This window comes from Kluyvera genomosp. 3 (genome assembly GCF_011765685.1).
GTDB classification, from domain to species: Bacteria; Pseudomonadota; Gammaproteobacteria; order Enterobacterales; family Enterobacteriaceae; genus Kluyvera; species Kluyvera georgiana_A.
The window spans coordinates 3,988,277-4,010,719 of record NZ_CP050321.1 but is presented as its reverse complement, the minus strand read 5'-3'; the positions used below and the strand labels follow the sequence as shown (position 1 = coordinate 4,010,719).

Annotated in this window: 19 protein-coding genes, 1 tRNA gene and 2 pseudogenes; 13 read left to right on the top strand and 9 right to left on the bottom strand. The window is 52.3% G+C overall.

From position 1 onward, the window contains the following. Positions 1-83 precede the first annotated feature (83 nt). Both dinB and GY169_RS18810 read left to right on the top strand, forming a co-directional pair. On the top strand, positions 84-1,139 hold the full coding sequence (dinB, locus tag GY169_RS18815; RefSeq protein ID WP_163449469.1) for a DNA polymerase IV: 1,056 nt from the start codon (positions 84-86) through the stop codon (positions 1,137-1,139). A gap of 2 nt (positions 1,140-1,141) precedes the next feature. Then, positions 1,142-1,585, top strand: coding sequence for a GNAT family N-acetyltransferase (locus GY169_RS18810; RefSeq protein ID WP_167576660.1), 444 nt, complete (start codon positions 1,142-1,144; stop codon positions 1,583-1,585). Positions 1,586-1,654: 69 nt separating this feature from the next. Here the strand turns inward: GY169_RS18810 and pepD are convergent, their stop codons facing one another. Beyond that, complete coding sequence (pepD, locus tag GY169_RS18805) at positions 1,655-3,112, bottom strand: cytosol nonspecific dipeptidase (protein WP_167576658.1); 1,458 nt, start codon at positions 3,110-3,112, stop codon at positions 1,655-1,657. Between the two features lie 256 nt (positions 3,113-3,368). On the opposite strand from pepD, the gene gpt reads away from it, so the two are divergent. From gpt to crl, 3 genes are all read left to right on the top strand, one after another. Continuing rightward, the gene (gene gpt / locus GY169_RS18800; RefSeq protein ID WP_064547670.1) at positions 3,369-3,827 is read left to right on the top strand and encodes a xanthine phosphoribosyltransferase; all 459 of its coding nucleotides are present in this window, start codon (positions 3,369-3,371) and stop codon (positions 3,825-3,827) included. Between the two features lie 106 nt (positions 3,828-3,933). Further along, positions 3,934-5,178 carry an esterase FrsA gene (gene frsA, locus GY169_RS18795; protein WP_167576656.1) on the top strand — a complete coding sequence of 415 codons (1,245 nt, stop codon included), beginning with the start codon at positions 3,934-3,936 and terminating at the stop codon, positions 5,176-5,178. 57 nt (positions 5,179-5,235) lie between these two features. Next, on the top strand, positions 5,236-5,637 hold the full coding sequence (gene crl, locus GY169_RS18790; protein WP_065357890.1) for a sigma factor-binding protein Crl: 402 nt from the start codon (positions 5,236-5,238) through the stop codon (positions 5,635-5,637). 79 nt (positions 5,638-5,716) lie between these two features. Here crl and phoE read toward each other — a convergent pair whose 3' ends face one another. Further along, entirely contained in the window at positions 5,717-6,808 is a 1,092-nt protein-coding gene (gene phoE / locus GY169_RS18785) for a phosphoporin PhoE (RefSeq protein WP_167576654.1), read from the bottom strand. A 287-nt stretch (positions 6,809-7,095) separates the two neighbouring features. On the opposite strand from phoE, the gene proB reads away from it, so the two are divergent. The 3 genes from proB (at position 7,096) to GY169_RS18770 (ending at position 9,649) form a co-directional block, all read left to right on the top strand. Beyond that, a complete protein-coding gene (gene proB / locus GY169_RS18780) occupies positions 7,096-8,199 on the top strand; it encodes a glutamate 5-kinase (RefSeq protein ID WP_163449475.1) in 1,104 nt (367 codons plus the stop codon). A 10-nt stretch (positions 8,200-8,209) separates the two neighbouring features. Further along, the gene (proA, locus tag GY169_RS18775) at positions 8,210-9,460 is read left to right on the top strand and encodes a glutamate-5-semialdehyde dehydrogenase (RefSeq protein WP_167576652.1); all 1,251 of its coding nucleotides are present in this window, start codon (positions 8,210-8,212) and stop codon (positions 9,458-9,460) included. A 113-nt stretch (positions 9,461-9,573) separates the two neighbouring features. Then, a tRNA-Thr gene (locus GY169_RS18770) sits at positions 9,574-9,649 on the top strand. Between the two features lie 14 nt (positions 9,650-9,663). On the opposite strand, the pseudogene GY169_RS23475 reads toward GY169_RS18770, so the two are convergent. After that, positions 9,664-9,947: pseudogene (locus tag GY169_RS23475) on the bottom strand (tyrosine-type recombinase/integrase); the annotation flags it as partial. A 486-nt stretch (positions 9,948-10,433) separates the two neighbouring features. Between GY169_RS23475 and GY169_RS18765 the strand changes: the two are divergent. From GY169_RS18765 to GY169_RS18745, 5 genes are all read left to right on the top strand, one after another. Beyond that, positions 10,434-11,948: an RNA-directed DNA polymerase gene (locus tag GY169_RS18765; RefSeq protein WP_167576650.1), complete on the top strand. Its 1,515-nt coding sequence runs from the start codon at positions 10,434-10,436 to the stop codon at positions 11,946-11,948. Positions 11,949-11,951: 3 nt separating this feature from the next. Continuing rightward, entirely contained in the window at positions 11,952-12,545 is a 594-nt protein-coding gene (locus tag GY169_RS18760) for a hypothetical protein (RefSeq protein WP_167576648.1), read from the top strand. A gap of 876 nt (positions 12,546-13,421) precedes the next feature. Next, positions 13,422-13,715, top strand: a complete 294-nt coding sequence (locus GY169_RS18755; protein ID WP_167576647.1) for a hypothetical protein — start codon at positions 13,422-13,424, stop codon at positions 13,713-13,715. Between the two features lie 406 nt (positions 13,716-14,121). Beyond that, complete coding sequence (locus tag GY169_RS18750) at positions 14,122-15,093, top strand: fatty acid desaturase (RefSeq protein ID WP_167576645.1); 972 nt, start codon at positions 14,122-14,124, stop codon at positions 15,091-15,093. Beyond that, positions 15,086-15,886, top strand: coding sequence for a phosphate/phosphite/phosphonate ABC transporter substrate-binding protein (locus tag GY169_RS18745; RefSeq protein WP_167576643.1), 801 nt, complete (start codon positions 15,086-15,088; stop codon positions 15,884-15,886). The genes GY169_RS18750 and GY169_RS18745 overlap by 8 nt, the downstream gene beginning before the upstream one ends. Before the next feature lie 4 nt (positions 15,887-15,890). Here GY169_RS18745 and GY169_RS18740 read toward each other — a convergent pair whose 3' ends face one another. The 6 genes and pseudogenes from GY169_RS18740 to GY169_RS23470 all read right to left on the bottom strand — a co-directional run bounded on the left by GY169_RS18740 (position 15,891) and on the right by GY169_RS23470 (position 22,433). Then, complete coding sequence (locus tag GY169_RS18740) at positions 15,891-17,207, bottom strand: LLM class flavin-dependent oxidoreductase (protein ID WP_167576641.1); 1,317 nt, start codon at positions 17,205-17,207, stop codon at positions 15,891-15,893. A 55-nt stretch (positions 17,208-17,262) separates the two neighbouring features. Then, the gene (locus GY169_RS18735; RefSeq protein ID WP_167576639.1) at positions 17,263-18,153 is read right to left on the bottom strand and encodes an ABC transporter substrate-binding protein; all 891 of its coding nucleotides are present in this window, start codon (positions 18,151-18,153) and stop codon (positions 17,263-17,265) included. 28 nt (positions 18,154-18,181) lie between these two features. Next, a complete protein-coding gene (locus GY169_RS18730) occupies positions 18,182-18,859 on the bottom strand; it encodes an ABC transporter permease (RefSeq protein ID WP_167576637.1) in 678 nt (225 codons plus the stop codon). Next, on the bottom strand, positions 18,859-19,488 hold the full coding sequence (locus GY169_RS18725) for an ABC transporter permease (RefSeq protein ID WP_163447131.1): 630 nt from the start codon (positions 19,486-19,488) through the stop codon (positions 18,859-18,861). Before GY169_RS18725 ends, GY169_RS18730 begins: the two co-directional genes overlap by 1 nt. Then, on the bottom strand, positions 19,481-20,569 hold the full coding sequence (locus GY169_RS18720; RefSeq protein WP_163447133.1) for an ABC transporter ATP-binding protein: 1,089 nt from the start codon (positions 20,567-20,569) through the stop codon (positions 19,481-19,483). Before GY169_RS18720 ends, GY169_RS18725 begins: the two co-directional genes overlap by 8 nt. A gap of 227 nt (positions 20,570-20,796) precedes the next feature. Next, positions 20,797-22,433 (bottom strand): annotated as a pseudogene (locus GY169_RS23470) (methyltransferase domain-containing protein). Between the last annotated feature and the right edge of the window lie 10 nt (positions 22,434-22,443).

Sequence of the window (22,443 nt, the reverse complement as noted above, 5' to 3'; positions counted from 1 at the left end):
CCGGCTTTGCCGGGCGATTTGCAACACTTCTCATTTGCTAAAGTTATGCTGTATACTTATCCAGTGGTAAGTGAGGGCTAACGATGCGCAAAATAATCCATATCGATATGGACTGCTTCTTCGCCGCGGTCGAAATGCGCGACAACCCCGCCCTGCGCGATATTCCTGTCGCCATCGGCGGCAGTCGGGTGCAGCGTGGCGTCATCAGCACGGCGAACTATCCGGCGCGTAAATTTGGCGTACGCAGTGCAATGCCTACCGCTACCGCCCTGAAGCTGTGTCCGCACCTGACGCTTTTGCCGGGGCGCTTTGAAGCCTACCGTGAAGCCTCCCACCACATTCGGGAAATTTTCTCCCGCTACACCTCGCTGATTGAACCGCTCTCGCTGGATGAAGCCTATCTGGACGTCAGCGATAGCGTGCACTGCCACGGCTCGGCCACGCTAATGGCGCAGGAAATTCGCCAGACCATCTTCAACGAGCTGGCGCTGACGGCCTCTGCGGGCGTTGCGCCGGTGAAGTTTCTGGCTAAAATCGCCTCCGATCTTAACAAACCCAACGGCCAGTTCGTTCTTACGCCCGCCGAGGTCCCGGCGTTTCTGCAAACCCTGCCGCTGGCGAAAATTCCCGGCGTGGGCAAAGTCTCAGCGGCTAAGCTGGAAAGTATGGGGCTGCGCACCTGCGAAGATGTGCAGAATAGCGATCTCGCGATGCTGCTCAAGCGCTTTGGTAAATTCGGACGGATCCTCTGGGAGCGTAGTCATGGGATCGACGAACGTGAGATCCACAACGATCGCCAGCGCAAGTCGATCGGCGTGGAGCGTACGCTGGAAGAGGACATTCATGAATGGGTCGACTGCGAAGCCATTGTCGAGCGTCTCTACCCTGAACTCGAACGGCGGTTGGCGAAAGTCCGGCCCGATCTACGTATTGCCCGTCAGGGAATTAAACTCAAATTCAATGACTTTCAGCAGACCACTCAGGAGCACGTCTGGCCGCAACTCAACAAAGACGATCTGATCGCCACCGCGCACAAAGCCTGGCACGAGCGACGATCGGAACGTGGCGTACGGCTGGTTGGTTTACATGTCTCACTGCTGGATCCACAGCTGGAACGCCAGCTTCTGTTAGGGATTTAACGATGCAAATTCGGGCCTATCGCGACGGTGATTTCACAACCTTATGCCAGATTTTTCTGCGTGCGGTACGGGAAACAGCCAGCCAGCACTATGCCCCCGCGCAAATCGACGCCTGGGCTCAGGTGGATGAAGCTCGCTGGCGGCAAAAACTGGCGGCCTCGCGAGTGCTGGTCGCAGAAAAAGAGGGAGAAGTCGTCGGTTTTATTACCGCCATGGATCGCTATATTGACCTGCTGTTTGTTTCGCCGACGCATTCCCGGCAGGGAGTCGCCAGCGCGTTGTTGGCCGAGTTGTTCGCTTTGATACCAACGGGAACATTAACGGTGGAGGCAAGTATCACTGCCAGGCCGTGTTTTGAGCGTATGGGATTTCAGGTTGTCGCAGAACAGCGGGTAGTGGCGCGTGGGGAGGCGTTTGTGAATTATCGAATGGAGAAACGCCGGTAAACTATTCCCGGCGTTACGTTACATGGCCGGACTACCTGACAGGTAGACCGGCCAAGCGAGGCATAGAACTTACTTCGTCGGAATCGCTTTCAGCAGTTCCGTCAGCAGCTGCCAGTACTGGCCAACGCTTTCGATATGAACCTGTTCATCCGGAGAGTGTGGCCCGGTGATGGTTGGCCCAATGGAGACCATATCCATGTTCGGATACGGCTTCTTGAACAGACCACATTCCAGACCTGCGTGGATAATCTGAATGTTTGGCACCTTGTTGAACAGGCGCTGATAGGTTTCACGCACCAGCTTCATGACCGGAGAGTTCGCGTCCGGCTGCCAGCCTGGGTAGCCGCCTTTCGGTTGGGTTTTGGCACCCGCCAGCGCACCCAGTGATTCCAGCATGCTCACCACGTAATCTTTACCGCTGTCGAGCAGGGAACGGATCAGGCAGTGGATCGTGGCGGTATCTTCCGTCATGGAAACCACGCCCACGTTGAGGGAGGTTTCGACGACGCCTTTTGCCACGTCGGAGTTACGAATCACACCGTTCGGCGTTGCGTTCAGCAACTGCGTGAATGCATCGCGAGATGCCGCAGTCAGCGCTTTACCTTCAACGGTCGTGTTTTCCAGTACCAGCGTCAGGTTTTTCTCTTTGGCAGACAGCTCGTTTTGCAGAATGTGCAGATAGGTCTCTACCAGCCCTTTCAGCGCGTCGACTTTGTCTGCCGGAATAGCGATAGCGGCGAAGGCTTCACGTGGGATCGCGTTACGCAGGGTACCGCCGGTGAAGTCAACCAGACGCAGATCCAGTTCCGCCGCGTGGGCCACCAGGAAACGCGCCAGCAGCTTGTTGGCGTTGCCGAGGCCGAGGTGAATATCACCGCCGGAGTGGCCGCCTTTCAGGCCTTTCAGCGTCAGCTTGAAGGTCTGGAAACCAGCCGGAATGGCTTCACGGGTCAGCGGCAGGTTGCTGGTGAAGTCGATACCACCGGCGCAACCCATGTAGATTTCACCTTCTTCTTCCGAGTCGGTGTTGATCAGGATGTCGCCCTGCAGCCAGTTAGGTTGCAGGCCAAACGCGCCGTCCATACCGGTCTCTTCGGTCATGGTCAGCAGAACTTCCAGCGGGCCGTGTTCAACGGACTCATCAGACAGCACCGCCAGCGCGGAAGCCATACCGATACCGTTATCGGCACCCAGCGTGGTACCACGGGCTTTCACCCATTCACCGTCGATGTACGGTTGAATCGGGTCTTTGGCGAAGTCGTGTACGGTGTCATTGTTTTTCTGCGGCACCATATCGAGGTGAGCCTGCAGCACAACCGGTTTACGGTTTTCCATACCCGGAGTCGCGGCTTTGCGAATCAGAATGTTGCCAACCTGGTCGCGCTCGGCGTGAAGGCCTTTTTCTTTCGCCCAGCCGACGATGTGCGCGGCGAGCTGCTCTTCATGATGAGAAGGGTGCGGAATAGAACAGATTTTGGCAAAAATATCCCATAAAGGTTGCGGGGATAATTGAGACAGTTCAGACACGATGAGTCTCCTTACGGCTTTCTGCAAAAGTCGCTTGCAGGTAAAGGGTTAGCATAGACATATACCACAAGCCTGGCTTGCGCGATGGGGTTGAGAATACCACTTTCTGCCCTTTCCGGTAGAACAAACCACGTAAAAAGAGCCGGGGATTCCGCTTAACACTGGTTTTTAGTGCGTCAGATCTCTATAATCTCGCGCAACCTATTTCCCCCTTGAACACTTTTTAAGCCGTATAACACAGGCTGGGACACTTCACATGAGCGAAAAATACGTCGTCACCTGGGACATGTTGCAGATTCACGCGCGCAAGCTGGCTGCACGCCTGATGCCATCTGAACAGTGGAAAGGCATCATCGCCGTTAGCCGCGGTGGTTTGGTACCGGGCGCACTGCTGGCACGTGAACTGGGCATTCGTCATGTCGACACCGTATGCATCTCCAGCTATGACCACGACAACCAGCGCGAGCTGAAGGTCCTGAAGCGCGCAGAAGGCGATGGCGAAGGCTTTATCGTTATTGACGATCTGGTCGATACCGGCGGTACTGCCGTGGCAATTCGCGAAATGTATCCAAAAGCACATTTCGTCACCATCTTCGCTAAACCGGCTGGCCGCCCGCTGGTTGACGATTATGTTGTAGATATCCCGCAGGATACCTGGATTGAACAGCCGTGGGACATGGGCGTGGTATTTGTACCGCCTATTTCTGGCCGTTAATTCAGTCAATAAATGCGCTTCCAACGCCCGGTCATGCCGGGCGTTGTTTTTTTTAATGTCCCACGCGTTACAATGGATTAAAGATCGTATCCATGGAGGTTTTGTGATGCCAGAAGCTAATCTCAGCGAAACGCTATTTAAGCCGCGTTTTAAACACCCTGAAACGTCCACGCTGGTACGCCGGTTCAGTAGCGGTGAAGCTCCAAGCATGCAGTCCGCGCTGAGCGGCAGCACCGTACCGCACTGGTATCGAATGATTAATCGCCTGATGTGGATCTGGCGTGGCGTCTCGCCGCAGGAAATTCTCGACGTGCAGGCGCGTATCGTCATGAGTACTGCCGAACGCACCGACGATGAGCTGTACGACACCGTGGTGGGCTATCGCGGCGGCAACTGGATTTACGAGTGGTCAACGCAGGCGATGCAGTGGCAGCAGAAGGCCATGCAGGAGCAGGACGAGACCCTCAGCGGCCGTCACTGGCTGCATGCCTCTAATCTTTATAGCATTGCCGCCTATCCGCACCTGAAGGGGGATGACCTCGCCGAACAGGCGCAGGCGCTGGCGAACCGTGCTTATGAAGAGGCCGCCAAACGTCTGCCGGGGTCAATGCGCGAACTGGAGTTTGCGATTCCCGGCGGCGCGCCAATCACCGGTTTTCTACATATGCCGAAAGGCGATGGCCCGTTCCCGACGGTATTGATGTGCGGCGGATTAGATGGCCTGCAAAGCGACTATTACAGCCTGTACGAGCGTTATTTTGCCCCGCTTGGCATTGCGATGTTGACGGTGGACATGCCGTCGATCGGTTTTTCTTCCAAATGGAAGCTAACCCAGGATTCCAGCATGCTGCATCAGCACGTGATTAAGCAGCTGCGCGATGTTCCCTGGGTGGATCATACCCGCCTCGCGGCTTTTGGCTTCCGCTTCGGCGCTAACATCGCCGTACGTCTGGCCTATCTGGAAGCGCAGAATCTGAAGGCCGTGGCCTGCCTTGGTCCGGTGGTCCATAGCCTGCTGAGCGATCCGCTGCGTCAGGGCCGCGTGCCCGAAATGTACCTCGACGTCCTGGCCTCGCGTTTAGGTATGCACGATGCCTCTGATGAAGCATTGCGCGTGGAGCTGAACCGCTATTCGCTGAAAACCCAGGGTTTGCTGGGGCGCCGCTGCCCGACACCGATGCTTTCCGGCTACTGGGATAACGATCCTTTCAGCCCGGAGGAAGAGTCACGGCTGATCGTTTCGTCATCGGCGCAGGGCAAGCTGATGCCGATTCCGTTTAACCCGGTGTATCGTAATTTTGATAAGGCGCTGAAGGAAATTGCCGGGTGGATCAACAATAGATTTTGTTAATATATTGATAAATTCTATTGATTTGGTAAAACAGTTGCATCACTAAAGGAGATCGCAATGACGTTACCGAGTGGACACCCGAAGAGTAGATTGATCAAGAAATTCACTGCGCTTGGCCCCTACATCCGCGAAGAACAGTGCCAGGACAACCGCTTTTTTTTCGACTGCCTGGCCGTTTGCGTTAACGTAAAACCCGCGCCAGAGAAGCGTGAGTTCTGGGGCTGGTGGATGGAAATGGAAGCTGAAGAGCATCGTTTCACCTACAGCTACCAGTTCGGCCTGTTCGACAAAGAGGGAACGTGGCAGGCTGTCGCGATCAAAGACCCGGAGGTCGTAGAACGTCTGCAGCAAACGCTGCGCGGTTTCCACGAGCGGGCGAGCGAACTGTTGAAGAGCCTGGATTTAGCGCTGGAACCTGCCGACGGTTTTGCGAATGAAGCGGTGAAGCGCACGGCTTAATAATAAAGGCCCGATATTTTCGGGCCTTGATATTCGGTCATAAAAAAGGCCTCCAGCTGGAGGCCTTTTTCGTATTATCTTAGAACTGGTAGGTCATCCCGACAGCAACCACGTTGTCGGTCATAATAGCCAGACGTTTGGTCACCGCATCTTCATCGATCAGGTTGATTTTATAATCGACAAATGCCGACATATTTTTGTTGAAATAGTAGGTCGCGCCAACATCAACATATTTCATCAGATCCTGATCGCCAATCCCGTTATCCAGGTCTTTACCTTTCATCTGCACGTAGCCGAGTGACGGACGCAGACCGAAATCAAACTGATACTGCGCTACGGCTTCAAAGTTCTGTGCTTTGTTCGCAAAACCCTGGTCGGCGGAAACCAGACCTTTAATTGGGGTCATATTACGGGTTTCGGTATAAATCATCGCCAGGTAAATATTATTGGCGTCATATTTTACGCCGGTGCCCCAGGATTCAGCATTCTTACCGCCTTTCGCCAGCGATTTTGCCTGCTGTATGTCGGTACGGTCAGAGTTGGTGTACGCCGCGCTGATCGCGAAGTCGCTGCCGCCGAAATCATAAGACAGAGAAGTGCCGAAACCGTCGCCGTTGGCGGTGGCATAGGTGCTACGGTCATTTTTACCCTGATATTGCAGGGTTAAATCCAGACCGTCGACCATACCAAAGAAATCGGTGTTACGGTAGGTGGCCAGGCCGCTTGAGCGCTTGGTCATAAAGTTATCGGTTTTGGCGGTAGAATCACCACCGAATTCCGGGAACATATCGGTCCAGGCTTCAACATCGTACAGCGCGCCGAGGTTACGACCGTAATCAAAAGAACCAAAGTCTTTTAATTTCAGACCGGCAAAAGCCAGACGTGTTTTCTGCGAAGAAGCGCTACCGCCTTCGTCGTTATTACCGGCAAATTCAGATTCCCAGCGGCCATAACCGGTCAACTGATCGTTAATTTTTGTTTCGCCTTTAAAACCAAAACGCACGTAGGTTTTATCGCCATCAGCGCTGGAGTCATCGCTCATATAGTGCATGGCTTTGACTTTGCCGTAGACGTCCAGTTTATTACCATCTTTGTTATAAACTTCTGCGGCCATAGCTGAAGACGACGCAATAATACCCATCACTGTTAATGCCAGAGCTGTTTTTTGCATTTCTCAATCCCGGTTTTTTTATACTTAAAAGAGTGCTGTGAAAGACCACTGTGAAAAAACAGGAACGTTTTTATCCCGCTCGTGTTAAAAATTTATGACAAAGTTCTATTGAATATAAAAAAGTATGATTAATTTTTTCTGTCATAAAATTGTCAACATTTGCCTCCAGGCTGTCTGATCCCGCGCAACAAAACCCCGGCTTTCTGCGCTGCCTGTTGGCAAGCGGGCTGACTCCTGTTACAACGTTTGTTTGGATCGATACTTCTTCTTTTTAACGGCAGAGAATCATGAGTGATAGTCAGACGCTGGTGGTCAAACTGGGCACCAGTGTTTTAACAGGCGGATCGCGCCGCCTGAATCGCGCGCATATTGTTGAACTGGTTCGCCAGTGCGCCCAGCTCCATGCAGCTGGACATCGAATTGTCATTGTAACGTCAGGAGCGATTGCCGCCGGGCGTGAGCATCTGGGTTACCCTGAACTGCCCGCGACTATCGCTTCTAAACAGCTGCTTGCTGCCGTTGGCCAGAGCCGCTTAATTCAGCTGTGGGAACAGCTCTTCTCCATTTATGGCATTCACGTTGGTCAGATGCTGCTGACTCGCGCCGATATGGAAGACCGCGAACGTTTCCTTAACGCGCGCGATACCCTGCGCGCGCTGCTGGACAACAACATTGTTCCGGTAATTAACGAGAACGACGCCGTCGCGACAGCGGAAATTAAAGTGGGCGACAACGATAATCTCTCCGCGCTGGCGGCGATTCTGGCGGGCGCGGATAAACTGCTGTTGCTGACCGATCAGCAGGGGCTGTTCACCGCCGATCCGCGCAGCAATCCTGACGCTGAGCTGATTAAAGATGTTTACGGTGTGGATGACGCGCTGCGCGCCATTGCCGGCGACAGCGTCTCCGGCCTGGGGACGGGCGGCATGGGCACCAAGCTGCAGGCCGCAGATGTCGCCTGCCGCGCGGGTATCGACACCATTATTGCCGCTGGCAGCCTACCGGGCGTGATTGGCGACGTGATGGCGAATATCTCCGTCGGCACGCGTTTCCACGCCCAGGATACCCCGCTGGAAAACCGCAAACGCTGGATCTTCGGCGCACCGCCAGCCGGTGAACTGATTGTGGATGAAGGCGCGACCTCCGCCATTCTGGAGCGTGGAAGTTCATTACTTCCAAAAGGCATTAAAAACGTGACAGGCAACTTCTCTCGTGGTGAAGTGATCCGTATTCGTAGCCTTGCAGGCCGCGACATCGCTCACGGCGTAAGCCGTTACAACAGCGATGCGTTGCGCCTTATCGCCGGGCACCACTCGCAGGAAATTGACGACATTCTCGGCTACGAGTATGGCCCGGTTGCCGTGCATCGCGACGACATGATTACCCGCTAAGGAGTTCGACATGCTGGAACAAATGGGCATTGCCGCCAGGCAGGCCTCCTATACGCTGGCGCAGTTATCCTGCCGTGAGAAAAACCGGGTTCTGGAAACTATTGCCGATCATCTGGAATCTCAAAGTGAAGAGATTCTTGTGGCTAACGCCGAAGATTTAGCCCAGGCGCGCGAAAACGGCCTGAGCGAAGCCATGCTCGATCGCCTGGCGTTGACGCCAGCTCGTCTGACGGCGATTGCCAACGACGTCCGCCAGGTCTGCGTGCTGGCCGACCCGGTAGGGCAGGTGATTGACGGCGGGCTGCTCGACAGCGGCTTACGCATCGAACGCCGCCGCGTCCCGCTGGGCGTGATTGGCGTGATTTATGAAGCCCGCCCGAACGTCACCGTTGACGTGGCGGCGCTGTGCCTGAAAACCGGCAACGCCGCGATTCTGCGCGGCGGTAAAGAGACGTATCGCACCAACGCCGCCACCGTTGGCGTTATCCAACGCGCGCTGAAAGAGTGCGGTCTGCCAGAAGCAGCCATTCAGGCCATCGACAATCCGGATCGCGCGCTGGTGAGCGAGATGCTGCGTATGGATAAGTATATCGATATGCTGATCCCTCGCGGCGGTGCGGGTCTGCACAAGCTGTGCCGTGAGCAGTCGACGATTCCGGTTATCACCGGTGGTATCGGCGTTTGTCATATTTATATTGATGACAGCGCAGAGATTGAAGCGGCGCTGAAGATTATCGTCAATGCGAAAGCCCAGCGCCCGAGCGCCTGTAATAGCGTGGAAACGCTGCTGGTGAATCAATCCATCGCCGATCGCTTCCTGCCAGCGCTGAGTCAGCAGATGGCTGAAAGCGGCATTACGCTGCACGGCGATGAGACGGTGATGCGCGAGCTGAAAGGCCCGGCAACGCTGGTGCCGCTGAAGCCGGAAGAGCTTGATAACGAGTACCTGTCGCTGCATCTCAACGTGGTGCTGGTGCCGGATATTGACAGCGCCATTACACACATCCGTCAACACGGTACCCAGCACTCCGATGCGATCCTGACCCGCACCCTGAGCAACGCCAACCGTTTTATCAACGAAGTGGACTCCTCCGCGGTGTACGTCAACGCCTCCACCCGTTTCACCGATGGCGGCCAGTTCGGCCTGGGTGCAGAAGTGGCGGTGAGCACCCAGAAACTCCACGCGCGCGGCCCAATGGGCCTTGAAGCACTGACCACCTACAAGTGGATCGGCTTCGGCGAAGATACCATTCGTGCGTAATTGAAAACGGGCGATGCAAAAATAGGCGGTTGATTAATCTGACTATTGACGCATCGCCCGGTTAGTCTTAACCTTTTACCCCGTGATTCACGCTCGTGAACACCTCTTGCAGGGCCGATATAGCTCAGTTGGTAGAGCAGCGCATTCGTAATGCGAAGGTCGTAGGTTCGACTCCTATTATCGGCACCATCTAAATCAAATGGTTACCTCGCTTTTAAGTAAAGCACCTTTTCCTTTTGTGCCGTATTTGTGACATTGCGACTTATAATCGCATCAATTTTTCTCACGTGTTCGGTCAGATGCCCTGCTGCCAGGTATGCGTATCTTTGAACCATTTCCTGTGTCTCTCTCCCGCCCATTTCCTTCAATGCAAGAAGTGAAACGCCTGACTGTACAAGCTAGGTTACTTGGGTATGTCTTAGGTCATGAAATCGGAAGTTGCAATGTCTGCTCGCTTTAGTGCTCCTTTACATGCCTTATTACTGTCTGCGGTATATATTTTTCAGTAGATGGAAGGATAATAGTATTTATATTCAATGAGTTGTATATTCACCTCATCACGTATTCTTCAATTCGCTCTGACTTAAATTTTTTAATTTATTATTAATCAATAGGTTATGGTTAAGTGGCGTGAGTCCGGTGCTGCTCAGAACTGAAAAAAACTAAAATTCCTTTCAATTTTTTCAGTGAGCTCTCTCTTTCATCGCCAACTGCCGCGCGGCCTGGCCTGTCGGTCTGAACAAAATCAAAACTGAAAATTTCTGAGATCTGAAAACCGCAGGCGGGTACGGTGTAGTGTGATGTTGGTCAGGGAAGTATTTTTGTCAGTCTGCCGCATTGCATACTCTCAATGCGTTGGTTAAGAAAATCAATGTCAGTCGGTAACTATGGTGATGCTTCACTTGAAAAGTGTTATAGAATAAAACTACCATTTTCATGGTAAAACAATAATGTTTGAGTAAGCGAGGGTTGCATGCTAGTTAGGGAGCACTATCAAGAAACTAAAAAACTTCTCAATAATATTAAGCCAAGAGCAGTTGGTAAATGGTTATTGAATGATGGCTATTTTCCTGAGGAGTACGTTTTACCCCCTAGCTTCAAGGCTGGAGGCATTAAATTAAATCGAGAACCATTTTTTGATAATCTAAATAATCTCAAAGAGAAAGAGATTGTTAATGTGTCATATCCTAAAACATCACTCACTCATCGTATTTTTGGTATACAGCACCCCAAATTTTATCATGATATGGTTTATTGGCTTGTCAATGATTGGCAGTTAGTAGTTAACCACCTTTTTAATGATGAAACTAAAATCTTTACATACAGTTTGCCTATTCCTGTTACTAAAACTGAGGGGTTATCTTTATCGCCTATACGTTCTGGGAGAATGATATATGAGTGGATTGAGATGGCTGAAAGGGATCTGATTGTTGATGCTGTGAACTATAGTTACTTAGTTAGAACTGATATTACCAATTTTTATGCCTCAATATATACTCACAGCATTCCTTGGGCATTACATGAGAAGAATAAGTCGCGTGACGATAAAGAATACGCTCTGTTAGGTAATAAGCTTGATAGATTGCTACAATATTCAAATGATAAAAAAACAAATGGTATATCAGTTGGATCTGCTTTAAGTGATTTGATTGCTGAAATAATTCTTTCCAAGGTTGATAAAGATGTATCATTAAAACTCAAAGATATAGAATTTGTTGGTGTTAGATTTAAGGATGATTATAGAATACTTTGCAATAGTGAGTCTGATGCTAAGAAAGTTTTAAAAGTAATTTCTGATGAACTGAATGAATATAATTTAAATATCAATGAAGCTAAAACTAAAGTAAATAAGCTACCGAATGGATTGTATAGAGAGCATTCTAAAAAATATCACCCGTATTCATTGTCAGGAGCAGAATCTTTTTCATTTAGAGAGTTTGAGCAGGCTGCACTCAAGGCGTTGGATATTCATTATGAGTATCCTGGCACAAGTATTCTAAATAAATTTATTTCTGAATTAACTAAAAAAGATAGACTGAAGGTCATTTTTTCCAAAGACAAGGTCAAGCAACTCAAGGAAATTAAAAAATTAATAAGCCTGCTTTTCATGATAAAAAGAGAGTCTGAGAAAGTAATGGGTAATGTTCTTGCTATTATTGATCTGATTTTTCTTGAGTACAAAAAAGCGCACCCCGAATTAAAAGGCTTTATTCAAAGTGTTATTGTTGATGATGTTAAACGTTCTTCAGCCAAAGATTCTGTTTTTGATGTTCTTTGGTTGGTGTTTTTTACTAAATTCAGGCAATTCGGAATAGGTGATGTATCTAAGTATGTTGAAAGCGATCTTATCAATAGCAACAAGTTTTACCAGTGCCTTGTTAATAACAGGCTCATATTCATCGATGACAAATGTACATTATTTAAAAAACCTAAAGACCTTAATGAAATCATGTTGATTGAATATGTTGATTTATTTAAAAGGGATTGATTAATGAATGGTGATGAGAATTATAAAAAATGGGCGAGAATATTAGAGCCAAAAGCGTTAAAGGAAAGGGTTATTTCTTATTCTATTTTTATTGCTTCCTTTGAACTGCTAAAGGAAATAATGATTGGAAAGTTAGAACGCTTTTACTTAAGTTTTGGGAGCGAAGATGAATTCGTAGAGTACAGGAAAAAAGTTTTAGATAGAAATAAAAGTAGGCTTTATGCATCTATAAGCTGGTTAACGGAACATAACGCTTTAGAACAGAGTGATATCGAAACATTTGAACGCTTAAAAAAAATTAGGAATAAACTCTCTCATGAAATGTTTGATTTAATTCCTGAAGCTGATTTACTTAATGTAACCGATGAAATTAATACAATAATTTCTTTCACACGAAAGATTGAATTGTGGTGGTTTTATAATCTTGATATGGCCATTGACCCAGATAGCTATCCCGCAGATCTGGATCTTGATGAAGTAATGCCTATGACCGTACTTCTCTTACAGGTTATGCGCGAAGTTGCGTTAGGAGATGAGCAGGCTGCTCACAATATGTTTGTTGAGTTCACACGCAACTATAAGAGAGACCATACTTGATCAAAATACCACTAAGCAGCAACCCAGTGGGGGCATTTCAATATTAGTGGGTATAAATTATAATAAAAACATGGTGTTATGTTGTTGTTTTATTCCTATTATCACCATTTAAATCAATCAGTTATCTCACTTTTAAGTCAGCCACCGTTTTCTCTTGTGCCATATTTTTGACAGTAAAGAATGGCAATGCCTGAAAGATTTTGGCTTCTTGCGCATCCTGTGAAAGCTAAGCGGCAGGATAAAGAGGTGATGACCGCTAGCCGATTAACCCGCCGTACCTTGTTGGCCGTTGGGAGATATTCCAGCGACTGAACAATATCGCTATGACAGCTTGAGAATGTGGGTTGCTGGGTAACCGTCTATGGGATAAGGAGACTAATATTCCGCCAGAATACCCGGTAGAATGGTGTGGCATCACACATCCAGGCGGCGGAATGGCCTATGAACCGTCAATTGGTGCACTGGTTGAGTCAATAACGAAGGCTGGTGGCATGTTTGCCAGGAGAGAAGGACAACTGTGATTAATTTTCGCCCGATTACCCATTCGGAACTCATAAGCAGGGGCAATGAGCCCCTGCATCATGGAGTTTCAAAATGTCACGTACACGAGCGGAGCGCCGCCACCATGAGCGCCGTATAAAGCAGAAGCGTCGCCAGTATTTTCATGTTTTTGTCGTCATGTCGCCACGTATGGTCGGAATTATTGCACGCACCCCAACAACTTGCTCTTGCCCTCTGTGTGGAAATCAGCGTGAGCACCACGGTATGAGCTGGCAGGAGATTAACGACCGCTTGCGGCATACCGATTAGCAGGAGGATAAATGCACCATGACACCACCGGAGAACATTTGTAGGTACCTTAATTGGAGCTTACTAATGTCTACTTTCAATAACCGTAAAGACCGTGATTGCCACGGTAAACCATTGCCACACTGGCGCGTGCAGTACGCTACTCGCTGTCGTGTAAAGCATATTCACTACGCCGATCGTTATGGAGACAATGCGCCCAGAGTAAACTACAGCAAGAATCCGGGTTACTGGAACAACTTATATACGACCCGCCGACGTCGCGCTGATGATCGCGCCCTGGCGCATGCTGTAGTCATTGGCGCAGATCCTGATAGTCTGCTTTGGTTGCCGAATAATCGTCCCCTGGAATATTACTGGTAAACCTCAAACCCGCTGCGGCGGGTTTTTATCCCTGGATTAACACCACCTCTTATTGAGGTGGTCAGCAGCAGATATTGGCTTTTAAATGGGCATAAGCATCTTTTTGTCGTGCGAAAATTGAGTACATATGTCCCTTTTAAAATGTCCTCAAAATCAGCGCTGCTTAGAGCAGGTGCAGAGTACAACATATCCTTCGCCAATGCCCGGCGACGCTGAAGACGTTCGCCTGGCGCTTCTTTAACGTCGTAATTTCAGAGTCTATTATCGTCCGGCGGCTAACCCGATGTTGCGTGGTGCAGCCCCCTGTTTTTCTGGCAAAGCATAGCGATTTAAGTTCTTTGTTATTTCAGGCGTTATCCCCGATCTTCATGCCATATATGCACTGGCGGAAAGGGCGTCTGAAGGAATGGGTAAACGAAACTCCCTCTATTTGCACCAACAACAACGAGAACATATTCACCAGCTTTCAACCAGCATCCTGTGGCGCAGCGAACTCCCGACCTGGATAATCATGATGGCCATTTATGGCGGCTGGTTTGCGACCCTGGCGAACTGGCAGACGTTGGGTTTATATCCCGCCACCGTGCTGCTTATCGGGTTTACCGCCTGGTATATGTCGCTACAGCATGAGTTGATCCACGGACATCCCACCCGATTTCCCCGGCTGAACCAGCTTTTCGGCACGCTGCCGTTGGCGGTCTGGTATCCGTATGGCCTGTACCGCGACTCCCATCTGGCGCATCACCGTAACGACCACCTTACCGTCCCCGTGGACGATCCTGAGTCTTATTACTTCAGCGATGAAAGCTGGGCGCGGTTTCGCCCGTGGCAGAAGCGGGTGATTCATCTGCGTAACACCTTTATCGGACGGCTGTTGCTGGCGCCGCTGATAGATATCGTGCAGACGCTGGGCAGTGCCGTGTCAGCCTTTCGCCGCATGCAGGTAGCGGCCATGCTGATGTGGATCACCCACGGGGTCTTACTCGCTGTGCTCTTTGGCTGGATGTCGCACCTCGGCTTCTCCCCTGTGTGGTTTGTTCTGGCGGTGAGTTACCCCGCGCTGGCGCTGACCAAAGTGCGATCTTTTTTTGAGCATCGGGCGGCGGACGATCCGCTGGCGCGTTCGGTCATCAACGAGGCCGGGCTGTTCTGGCGAGTCCTGTTTTTGAATCTTAACTATCATTCTGTACATCACGATCTGCCAGGCGTGCCCTGGTATGGGCTGAAGGCGGTTTATCTGCACAATCGCGATGCCTATCAGCGGCGCAACCACGGTTTTCTGGTGAAGGGATACGGTGAATGGTTACGCCATTTCTGGGGGAAACCGGTGGATGTGACGGTCCATCCGGGTATTCATAAAGGAGACGGTCATGAGTGATCCGCTGGCATTCCCGATGTACGCCGTTAACCGCCGCGATACGGATGCCCTGTGGCTGGCAGTTCAGAAACTGCTGGTTGACCGGGGTGTGCCGGTAGGGAGCCTCACGCCAGCGTTGCCGCAGGAGGCGCTGGTGACACACTGGCAAAATCCGCAGCTGATCCTGAGCCAAACCTGCGGTTACCCTCTGGTGACGCAGCTTTTGGACGTTCAGGTAGTCGGCTGTTTTCACTACACCGCACCGGGCTGCGAGAACATCTATTACCGCAGCGTGCTGGTGGCGCGCGAAGAGGATAAACAGCAAACCTTTGCTGATTTTCGCGGCCGAGCGGTGGTGTGCAATTCCACTGATTCGCAGTCAGGTTACAACGTACTCATGAAAATGGTGACGCCACTGGCGGTGAACGGGCGCTTTTTCTCGCGCGTTGTCCTGAGCGGCAGCCATCGTCAGTCGCTTCACGATGTAAAACACGGTGAAGGGGATATCGCGGCCATCGACTGCGTGACCTGGGCGCTATTACAACGCCATGAACCCGCGTTGCTGGACGGGCTGGCGGTTATCGACCAAAGTCCGCTGGCGCCTGGATTGCCGCTCATCACTGCGGCACAAACCTCTGCCGACACGCTTGCTGCGCTGCGTGAGGCGCTTCATACGCTGGTGATTGCGCCGGAATACCGGGAAATTTGTGCCGCGCTGCTGATAGGCGGGTTTAGCGAGGTGACGCGCGAGCCTTATTCGTTATTACTGGACTGGCGCAAGGCGGCGCAAACAGCCGGTGTTACCCGGCTGTAGCTCTTCAGGCAAAGTGGTTTCTGGCCAGCGGAAGGCCCAGCTTTTCCCGCAGGGTGCCCGGCGCATATTCGGCTTTCATCACCCCTTTGGCTTTGAGAATAGGGACAACCTGTTCCGCGAAGCGATCAAAATCCCCCGGCAGCAGCGGGAACATCAGGTTAAAGCCGTCTGCTGCCCCGGAAAGATAGATTTCCGCCAGCGTGTCGGCAACGTCCTGCGCACTGCCAATAACCAGCCAGCTGTCGGAGCTTTGCAGCAACAGACGACCCAGCTCCAGAATGGTCAGTGCGGGGTCGTAGTCCCGGATGAGTTGCAGTACGGTGCGAATACCGTCGAAGTTAGCTTCGTCTGGCAGCGGCGGCAGCGGTTTATCGTAGGGATAAGGGCTCAGATCCAGCTTTAGATAAGCCGACAGCAGATCGATAGCCATCCGATCGCTCATCAGCTGCGCGTTAAGCTGCTGGCGCTCGGCTTTTTCGGCTTCGGAATTCACCACCACCGGCAGTACTCCGGTGATGATTTTAAAGGCTTCAGGCGAACGTCCGAGCGCTTTCAGGCGCTGATTCATCTCTTCGCGGTAGGCTTTTCCCTGCTCGATGGACTTGATAAACACAAAGTGCATATCCGCCTTGCTGGCGGCGAGTTGCTTACCGGCTTCGGAAGAGCCTGCCTGCACAAGAACAGGATGCCCCTGCGGCGGACGTGGCACGTTAAGCGGGCCACGCACCTTAAAGAAATCGCCGTGATGATTAAGATGATGCACTTTGTCGGCATCGGCAAACAGACCGCGCGGCTTATCAAACAGGAGCGCGCCATCTTCCCATGAGTCCCACAGATGGGTGACCACATCGATAAACTCCCCGGCGCGCTGGTAACGATTACCGTGCTGCGGGATCTGATCCAGACCGAAGTTGGCGGCTTCCTCTTCCAGCCAGGAGGTCACGATATTCCAGCTTGCGCGCCCATTACTCAGGAAATCGAGCGAGGCGAAGTAGCGCGCCAGGTTATAGGGTTCGGTGTAAGACGTTGAAGCGGTTGCCATCAGGCCAATATTGTCCGTCACGGCGGCCAGCGCCGAGAGTAGCGTCAGCGGTTCAAGGCGGGCATTGGCGTAATGGGCAAGGCCGCTGTCCCAGATCCCGGTATGGTCGGCAATGAACAGGGCATCAAGCGTGGCGGCTTCGGCCTTGCGGGCAAGGGCGGTGTAGTAGTTGAGGGTGAAAATCTCGTGCTCGGGGGCGTCCGGGTGACGCCATGAGAACCGGTAATCACCCTGTGGATTGAAAAAGAACAGGTTCAGGATCATGGTGTTGTGCGACATTGTGGGGCCCGTGTCAGGTTGTGGCCGATCCCTGGCCATTGGATAATTAAATGCGTTAAAGGTTGGTATTGACCCATTGTTCTGCCACGGCAGCAGGATCCTTGTGCTGGAGGTCGACCTGCTTGTTCAGCTCGACAAGAGCGGTGTTATCCAGCTTGTGAGACACCTGATTGAGGATGTCGTCGATTTTTGGCGTCAGCGCCGCTTTGCGAACCAGCGGGACAACGTTTTGGCTTGGCTGTTCGTGTTTATCATCTTCCAGCACCACCCAGTCCTCTTTGGCGAGCGAGCCTTGGGTGGATACCACCGTTGCCACGTCAATTTTGCCGGAGTTCAGCGCCAGACGGGACAGCGGCCCGCCCATGTCGAGGGATTTCACCTCTTTAAACTCCAGGCCGTAGACGCGCTTCAGACCCGGCAAACCGAGGGCGCGAACCGGAAACTCCGGCGGGCCGCCGATCACCAGCTCGTGTGCAACAGGCGTCAGATCGGAGAGTTTGGTTAAGCCGTATTTTTTGGCCGTTTCGGCGCGGACAGCCCAGGCCGTGACGGAGCTTGCGGAAGAGGGGGTGAGCAGCGTGAATTCTGCCGGCAGCACTTTTGCCAGCCCGGCGCTGACGTCACTCTGGGTGGTCGCGAGGGTTTTGGTGTCATAGTAATTCAACAGTGCGCCGAGATATTCCGGGACAATATCTATTTCACCGCTTTTCAGGGCCGGAATAATAATTTCGCGGTTACCCAGATTAAGCCGCGTTTTCACATCAATATTATTTTTCTTTAATGCGCTGGCGTAAATATTGGCAAGAATGGAGCTTTCGGTAAAGTTCGCCCCGCCAATGGTGACGGTTTCCGCCAAGGAGGTAAAACTTAAGCTGAATAATCCTGCCGCCAGAAGGGATAATTTAAATCCACGGCGGTTAAACGCTTGCCATAATGATTGCTTCATAGAGCCTCTTTTTTGCAGGTGGTTTTTATCATGATTCCGTTATTGCAGATGCGAGCTTTGACTGAAATAACACGTTGTTGATAAGTGAAAATATCCCCTCGCAGGCCAGTGCCAGCAGCGTCACCACAAGGGAGCCGGCAATAACCTGCGGTATATCGCGCTGCCCAAGACCATCAATCAGGAAGCGGCCCAGCCCACCCAGCCCGGCATAGGCGGCGACCACCGCCGTGGCGATAAGCTGCAACATCGCGGTGCGAATTCCGGCAAAGATCAACGGCATCGCCAGCGGGATGCGCAACTGCCACAGGCTTTGCACGGGCGTCATGCCAAGCGCGGTGGCGGCGTCGCAAAGGGTGCGGTCGGCGTGGTAAATCCCGACCCAGGTGTTGGTCAGGATCGGCGGGACAGACAACGCGACCAGCGCAAGAAACACTGGCACATCATTGAAACCAAAAAGAATAATGCACAATAAAATCAGGCCAAGAGACGGGATCGCCCGGCCAATGTTGAACATATTGATGACCAGGAAAGCTCCTTTGCGCCAGTAGCCCAGCGCCACCCCCAGAGGTAACGCAATGGCCGAGGCGATGATCATGCTCACCAGCACATACCAGAGATGCTCGCGTAAGCGCAGCAGGATCCCCGTATCGCTAAGCCAGTGGTCCGGCTGAATTAACCAGTGCCAGGTTGCGGTTAAGATGTCCATTAGCGTGCCCACGGCGTAACCCAATAGCCCAGACGCGCTATCAGAGAGTCAAAAATAAACGACAGCACCAGGCTTAGCACCACACTCACCACAATCGGCGTCAGGAAATCCTGGTTAAAGCCCGACAGCAGCAGTTGGCCAAGACCGCCCTGACCAATCAGCGCCGTAACCGTGACCAGCCCCACGAGTGTGACTGAGGCAATACGCAGCCCGGCAAACAAAGACGGGAGAATCAGGTGCAGCTCAACGTCAACAAACCGGTACCAGCGCGTGTAGCCTAGCGCGCGGGCGGATTCGAGCACGTCGGACGGCAGCTTTTCTATCCCGGCGACCACGTTGCGTAGCAGGATCAGCAGTGAATAGAGCGTTAAGCCAATCACTGACGTGGTGAGCGACAGGCCGGTAAACGGGATCAACAGAATAAACAGCGCCAGCGAGGGGATGGTAAACAGCACCCCGCACAGACCGAGCAGTACCGGCGCCGATGCGGGCCAGCGCAGGGTCAGGCCAATCAATACCCCGGTGAGTGCCGTACCGAAAAAGAGCGATACCGCCACCAGCTGCGTGTGCTGCCAGAACAGGGCGGCAATCGGGCCCTGATTGTCCGCAATCCATTGCCAGTCAATCATAACGGCGAACATCCACATGCCCGTCCAGTACGCGCTGCAGCAGCCCGTGGGAAATACTGCCCTGATACTGACCGTCTCCGTTGACGTGCACCAGCACTCCCCCCGGCGCATCCAGCAGTGCGCTGTAGGCGAAACGCAGGGAGTGAAGCGCCTTCAGGGTCAGTGATACGGGCAGGGTGGTGCGCCGCTCAGGGTCAAGCCAGTACAGCGGGCGCAGCTGTTTATCGAGCACCAGCCGCAGCGGGCTGGCAACCAGCGGATGCTGGCTGGAAATGGGGGTTAATTCCTCGTCCACCAGGGGAACATCGTGACGCGGAAGCTGCCCAACCTGAAGTCTGGCAAGGCGTTTTAAGTTGGGCTCAGGCCCGATGAATCGCGCCACGAACTCGCTGGCCGGCTGGGCGAGGATACTATCGGGCGTATCAAACTGAGCCAGGACTCCGCCTTCCTGAAAGATGGCCATTTTATCGCCCAGGCGAATGGCTTCATTGATGTCATGGGTGACGAGCACGATAGTTTTGTGCAGGCGCTGCTGGAGTTGCAACAGCTCGTCCTGGAGCTTTTCCCGCACCACCGGGTCGATGGCCGCAAAGGGTTCATCCATTAACAGAATCGGGGGATCGGCCGCCAGCGCGCGGGCAATCGCCACCCGCCCTTGCTGCCCGCCTGAAAGCTGGTGGGGGTAGCGCGTAAGCAGGCTCGGGTCGAGGGACATGAGCTCAACCAGTTCATCAATACGTGCCTGAATATGCTTTTTTTTCCAGCCAAGCAGACGCGGAACCGTGGCGATATTCTGAGAAACGGTCCGGTGCGGGAATAAGGCTGCACTTTGCATGACAAAACCAATTTTTCGCCGTACCTGAATAATATCGGCATCGGCTATTTTAATATCCTGAACATATACCGAACCGGCATCCGGGATATCCAGTTGATTAATCATACGTAATATAGTGGTTTTCCCGCAGCCGCTAGGGCCAACGAATGTGCAAAATTCACCTTCATTGATAACGATATTTAATTTTCCGATCGCGGCATGCGTACTACCAGGGTACGTTTTGTTTATGTTTTCAAGTCTTATCATATGAAACAATAGCACCCTGAAATTATTGCGTTTATATCAAACACAAATTACAGAGGCGATGAACAGGGCGCAAATATGATATTTGCATTTGTATTGCAGGTATTTGGAATTTGATAATCGATGATCCAGCAATAATGCGGACACCGATGTAAGCACGCCCGTTGTCGTTCCACGCACTTTCTGACTGAACGGCGGCACAGTTTCCTGGCTGTGCCGCCTGCGTCAAGCTATCGCGCCATTAACGCGAATACACCCCAGCCAAAGTATTCCCGCGTGAACGTGACGTGGCGCTTGGGCGCTATCGTCAGTTCTTTCCTGACTTCAGAGGCAAAGTCATCATCAGGGTTTTCTTCCAGCCAGCGACGCATGGTCATCCATTTTGCGGCTTCGTATCGGTCCCAGCCTTCTTGGTCTGCCAGCACCATTTCCACCACGTCATAGTCTTGTTCGCCGAAAGCGTCGACAAGCGCGGGGAGGGTGAGAAAGTCAGCCACGGACGAGACGCCGCAGGCCTGGGCAACCTCTTCGCTGGCGGGCACCTGACGCCAGTAGGGTTCACCGATAAGGATGATTCCGCCGGGCTTAAGGCTTTTTGCCAGCAGCGCGATCGTTCCGGCAAACCCCCCTGCAATCCAGGTTGCACCGATGCAGGCCGCCACGTCATATTTTTCGTCGGCGACGTAACCTGCCGCATCATTATGAATAAAGTGCACGCGATCGCTGACACCGAGTTCTTCTCCCCGCTGCTTTGCCTGCGAGGTGAAGAGCGGACTCATGTCGATGCCCGTACCGGTAATGCCGTGATCGCGAGCCCAGGTGCAGAGCATCTCGCCCGAGCCGCTGCCCAAATCGAGAATTCTGGTCCCCGGCTTCATGCGCAGTACATGGCCCAGCGTGGCGTATTTTGCTGGTGTGAACGGGTTATGAATGCGGTGTTCACTTTCACTAATGGTAAAAATGCGTGGGATATCCATTAATTAATTCCTTTTTTGAATTGCATGTTCAGGTGGCTCCCTTCCGGGGATTTTGATTTTTCAGTCAGCAGAGCAAAGAGTTTGCCCTCAAAAGTCTCGCTGACCGGCCATTCGGTATTGTCAGGGCGTTGCACGACTGTAAGGCCCGCGTTGCTGAAAAGGCGGGGATATTCGTCATCCAGCCAGGCCGTCATCACGCTCCCGAAGCGCGTAGTGCATCCGCTTTCGTCTATTGCCCAGAACTGCGTTGAGCTGGTTTTTGCCTCTTCATCCCAGGCGTTTTCCGTTAACAGAAGATGGGGGACCTCAAGGAACAGCCCGTGCGGGCAGCGTTGCCAGCTTGCCGGCGCTGTGCCCTGACGTTTAACTTCATCAAAAGTATGAACTTCAGCGAGCAGCCTGCCACCAGGTACCAGCCACCGCGCGCAGCGGCTGATAAGAGTCTGAGCATCTGTTGCACTGAAAACATTCAGCTCTCCGAACGTCATCATGATGAAATCGAAGGGGAGTTCTGGGTTGTAAGTACGGATATCCTGATGAATGTAATCAATTTTCAGACCTGCGTTTTGTGCCTGTTGGCGGGCCCACTCAATAGATGCGGGGGAGAAATCCACCCCCGTACAGCGGAATCCGCGCTCTGCTAACCGACGGGTATAAAAGCCGGGGCCGCAGCCGAGATCCAGAATGCGTGCACCCGCCGGTATCTGGCGGGCAATCCACGCGACCTGCTGTTCAATCACGTTTTGTCTACGGCTGGCCCAGTCGTGATCCTGCGACAAATGGTTTTCCAGCATACGTTGGCTGAAGGCTGGATCGTCCCAGGGGATTTTGTGTTCATCGGCTGACAGTTGCGGGCGACCGGATGAAAAAATAAGAGTGCTGATATCCATAACGCTCTCC

Bases quoted from the DNA above. Each gene is read 5' to 3' on its own strand.
- GY169_RS18760 (WP_167576648.1), top strand. From the start codon at position 11,952: ATGAATGGTGATGAGAATTATAAAAAATGGGCGAGAATATTAGAGCCA.
- GY169_RS18745 (WP_167576643.1), top strand. From the start codon at position 15,086: ATGAGTGATCCGCTGGCATTCCCGATGTACGCCGTTAACCGCCGCGAT.
- frsA (WP_167576656.1), top strand. From the start codon at position 3,934: ATGCCAGAAGCTAATCTCAGCGAAACGCTATTTAAGCCGCGTTTTAAA.
- GY169_RS18735 (WP_167576639.1), bottom strand. From the start codon at position 18,153: ATGAAGCAATCATTATGGCAAGCGTTTAACCGCCGTGGATTTAAATTA.
- GY169_RS18750 (WP_167576645.1), top strand. From the start codon at position 14,122: ATGGGTAAACGAAACTCCCTCTATTTGCACCAACAACAACGAGAACAT.
- proA (WP_167576652.1), top strand. From the start codon at position 8,210: ATGCTGGAACAAATGGGCATTGCCGCCAGGCAGGCCTCCTATACGCTG.
- GY169_RS18810 (WP_167576660.1), top strand. From the start codon at position 1,142: ATGCAAATTCGGGCCTATCGCGACGGTGATTTCACAACCTTATGCCAG.
- crl (WP_065357890.1), top strand. From the start codon at position 5,236: ATGACGTTACCGAGTGGACACCCGAAGAGTAGATTGATCAAGAAATTC.
- dinB (WP_163449469.1), top strand. From the start codon at position 84: ATGCGCAAAATAATCCATATCGATATGGACTGCTTCTTCGCCGCGGTC.
- GY169_RS18765 (WP_167576650.1), top strand. From the start codon at position 10,434: ATGCTAGTTAGGGAGCACTATCAAGAAACTAAAAAACTTCTCAATAAT.
- GY169_RS18755 (WP_167576647.1), top strand. From the start codon at position 13,422: ATGTCTACTTTCAATAACCGTAAAGACCGTGATTGCCACGGTAAACCA.
- GY169_RS18720 (WP_163447133.1), bottom strand. From the start codon at position 20,569: ATGATAAGACTTGAAAACATAAACAAAACGTACCCTGGTAGTACGCAT.
- phoE (WP_167576654.1), bottom strand. From the start codon at position 6,808: ATGCAAAAAACAGCTCTGGCATTAACAGTGATGGGTATTATTGCGTCG.
- GY169_RS18740 (WP_167576641.1), bottom strand. From the start codon at position 17,207: ATGTCGCACAACACCATGATCCTGAACCTGTTCTTTTTCAATCCACAG.
- GY169_RS18725 (WP_163447131.1), bottom strand. From the start codon at position 19,488: ATGATTGACTGGCAATGGATTGCGGACAATCAGGGCCCGATTGCCGCC.
- proB (WP_163449475.1), top strand. From the start codon at position 7,096: ATGAGTGATAGTCAGACGCTGGTGGTCAAACTGGGCACCAGTGTTTTA.
- gpt (WP_064547670.1), top strand. From the start codon at position 3,369: ATGAGCGAAAAATACGTCGTCACCTGGGACATGTTGCAGATTCACGCG.
- GY169_RS18730 (WP_167576637.1), bottom strand. From the start codon at position 18,859: ATGGACATCTTAACCGCAACCTGGCACTGGTTAATTCAGCCGGACCAC.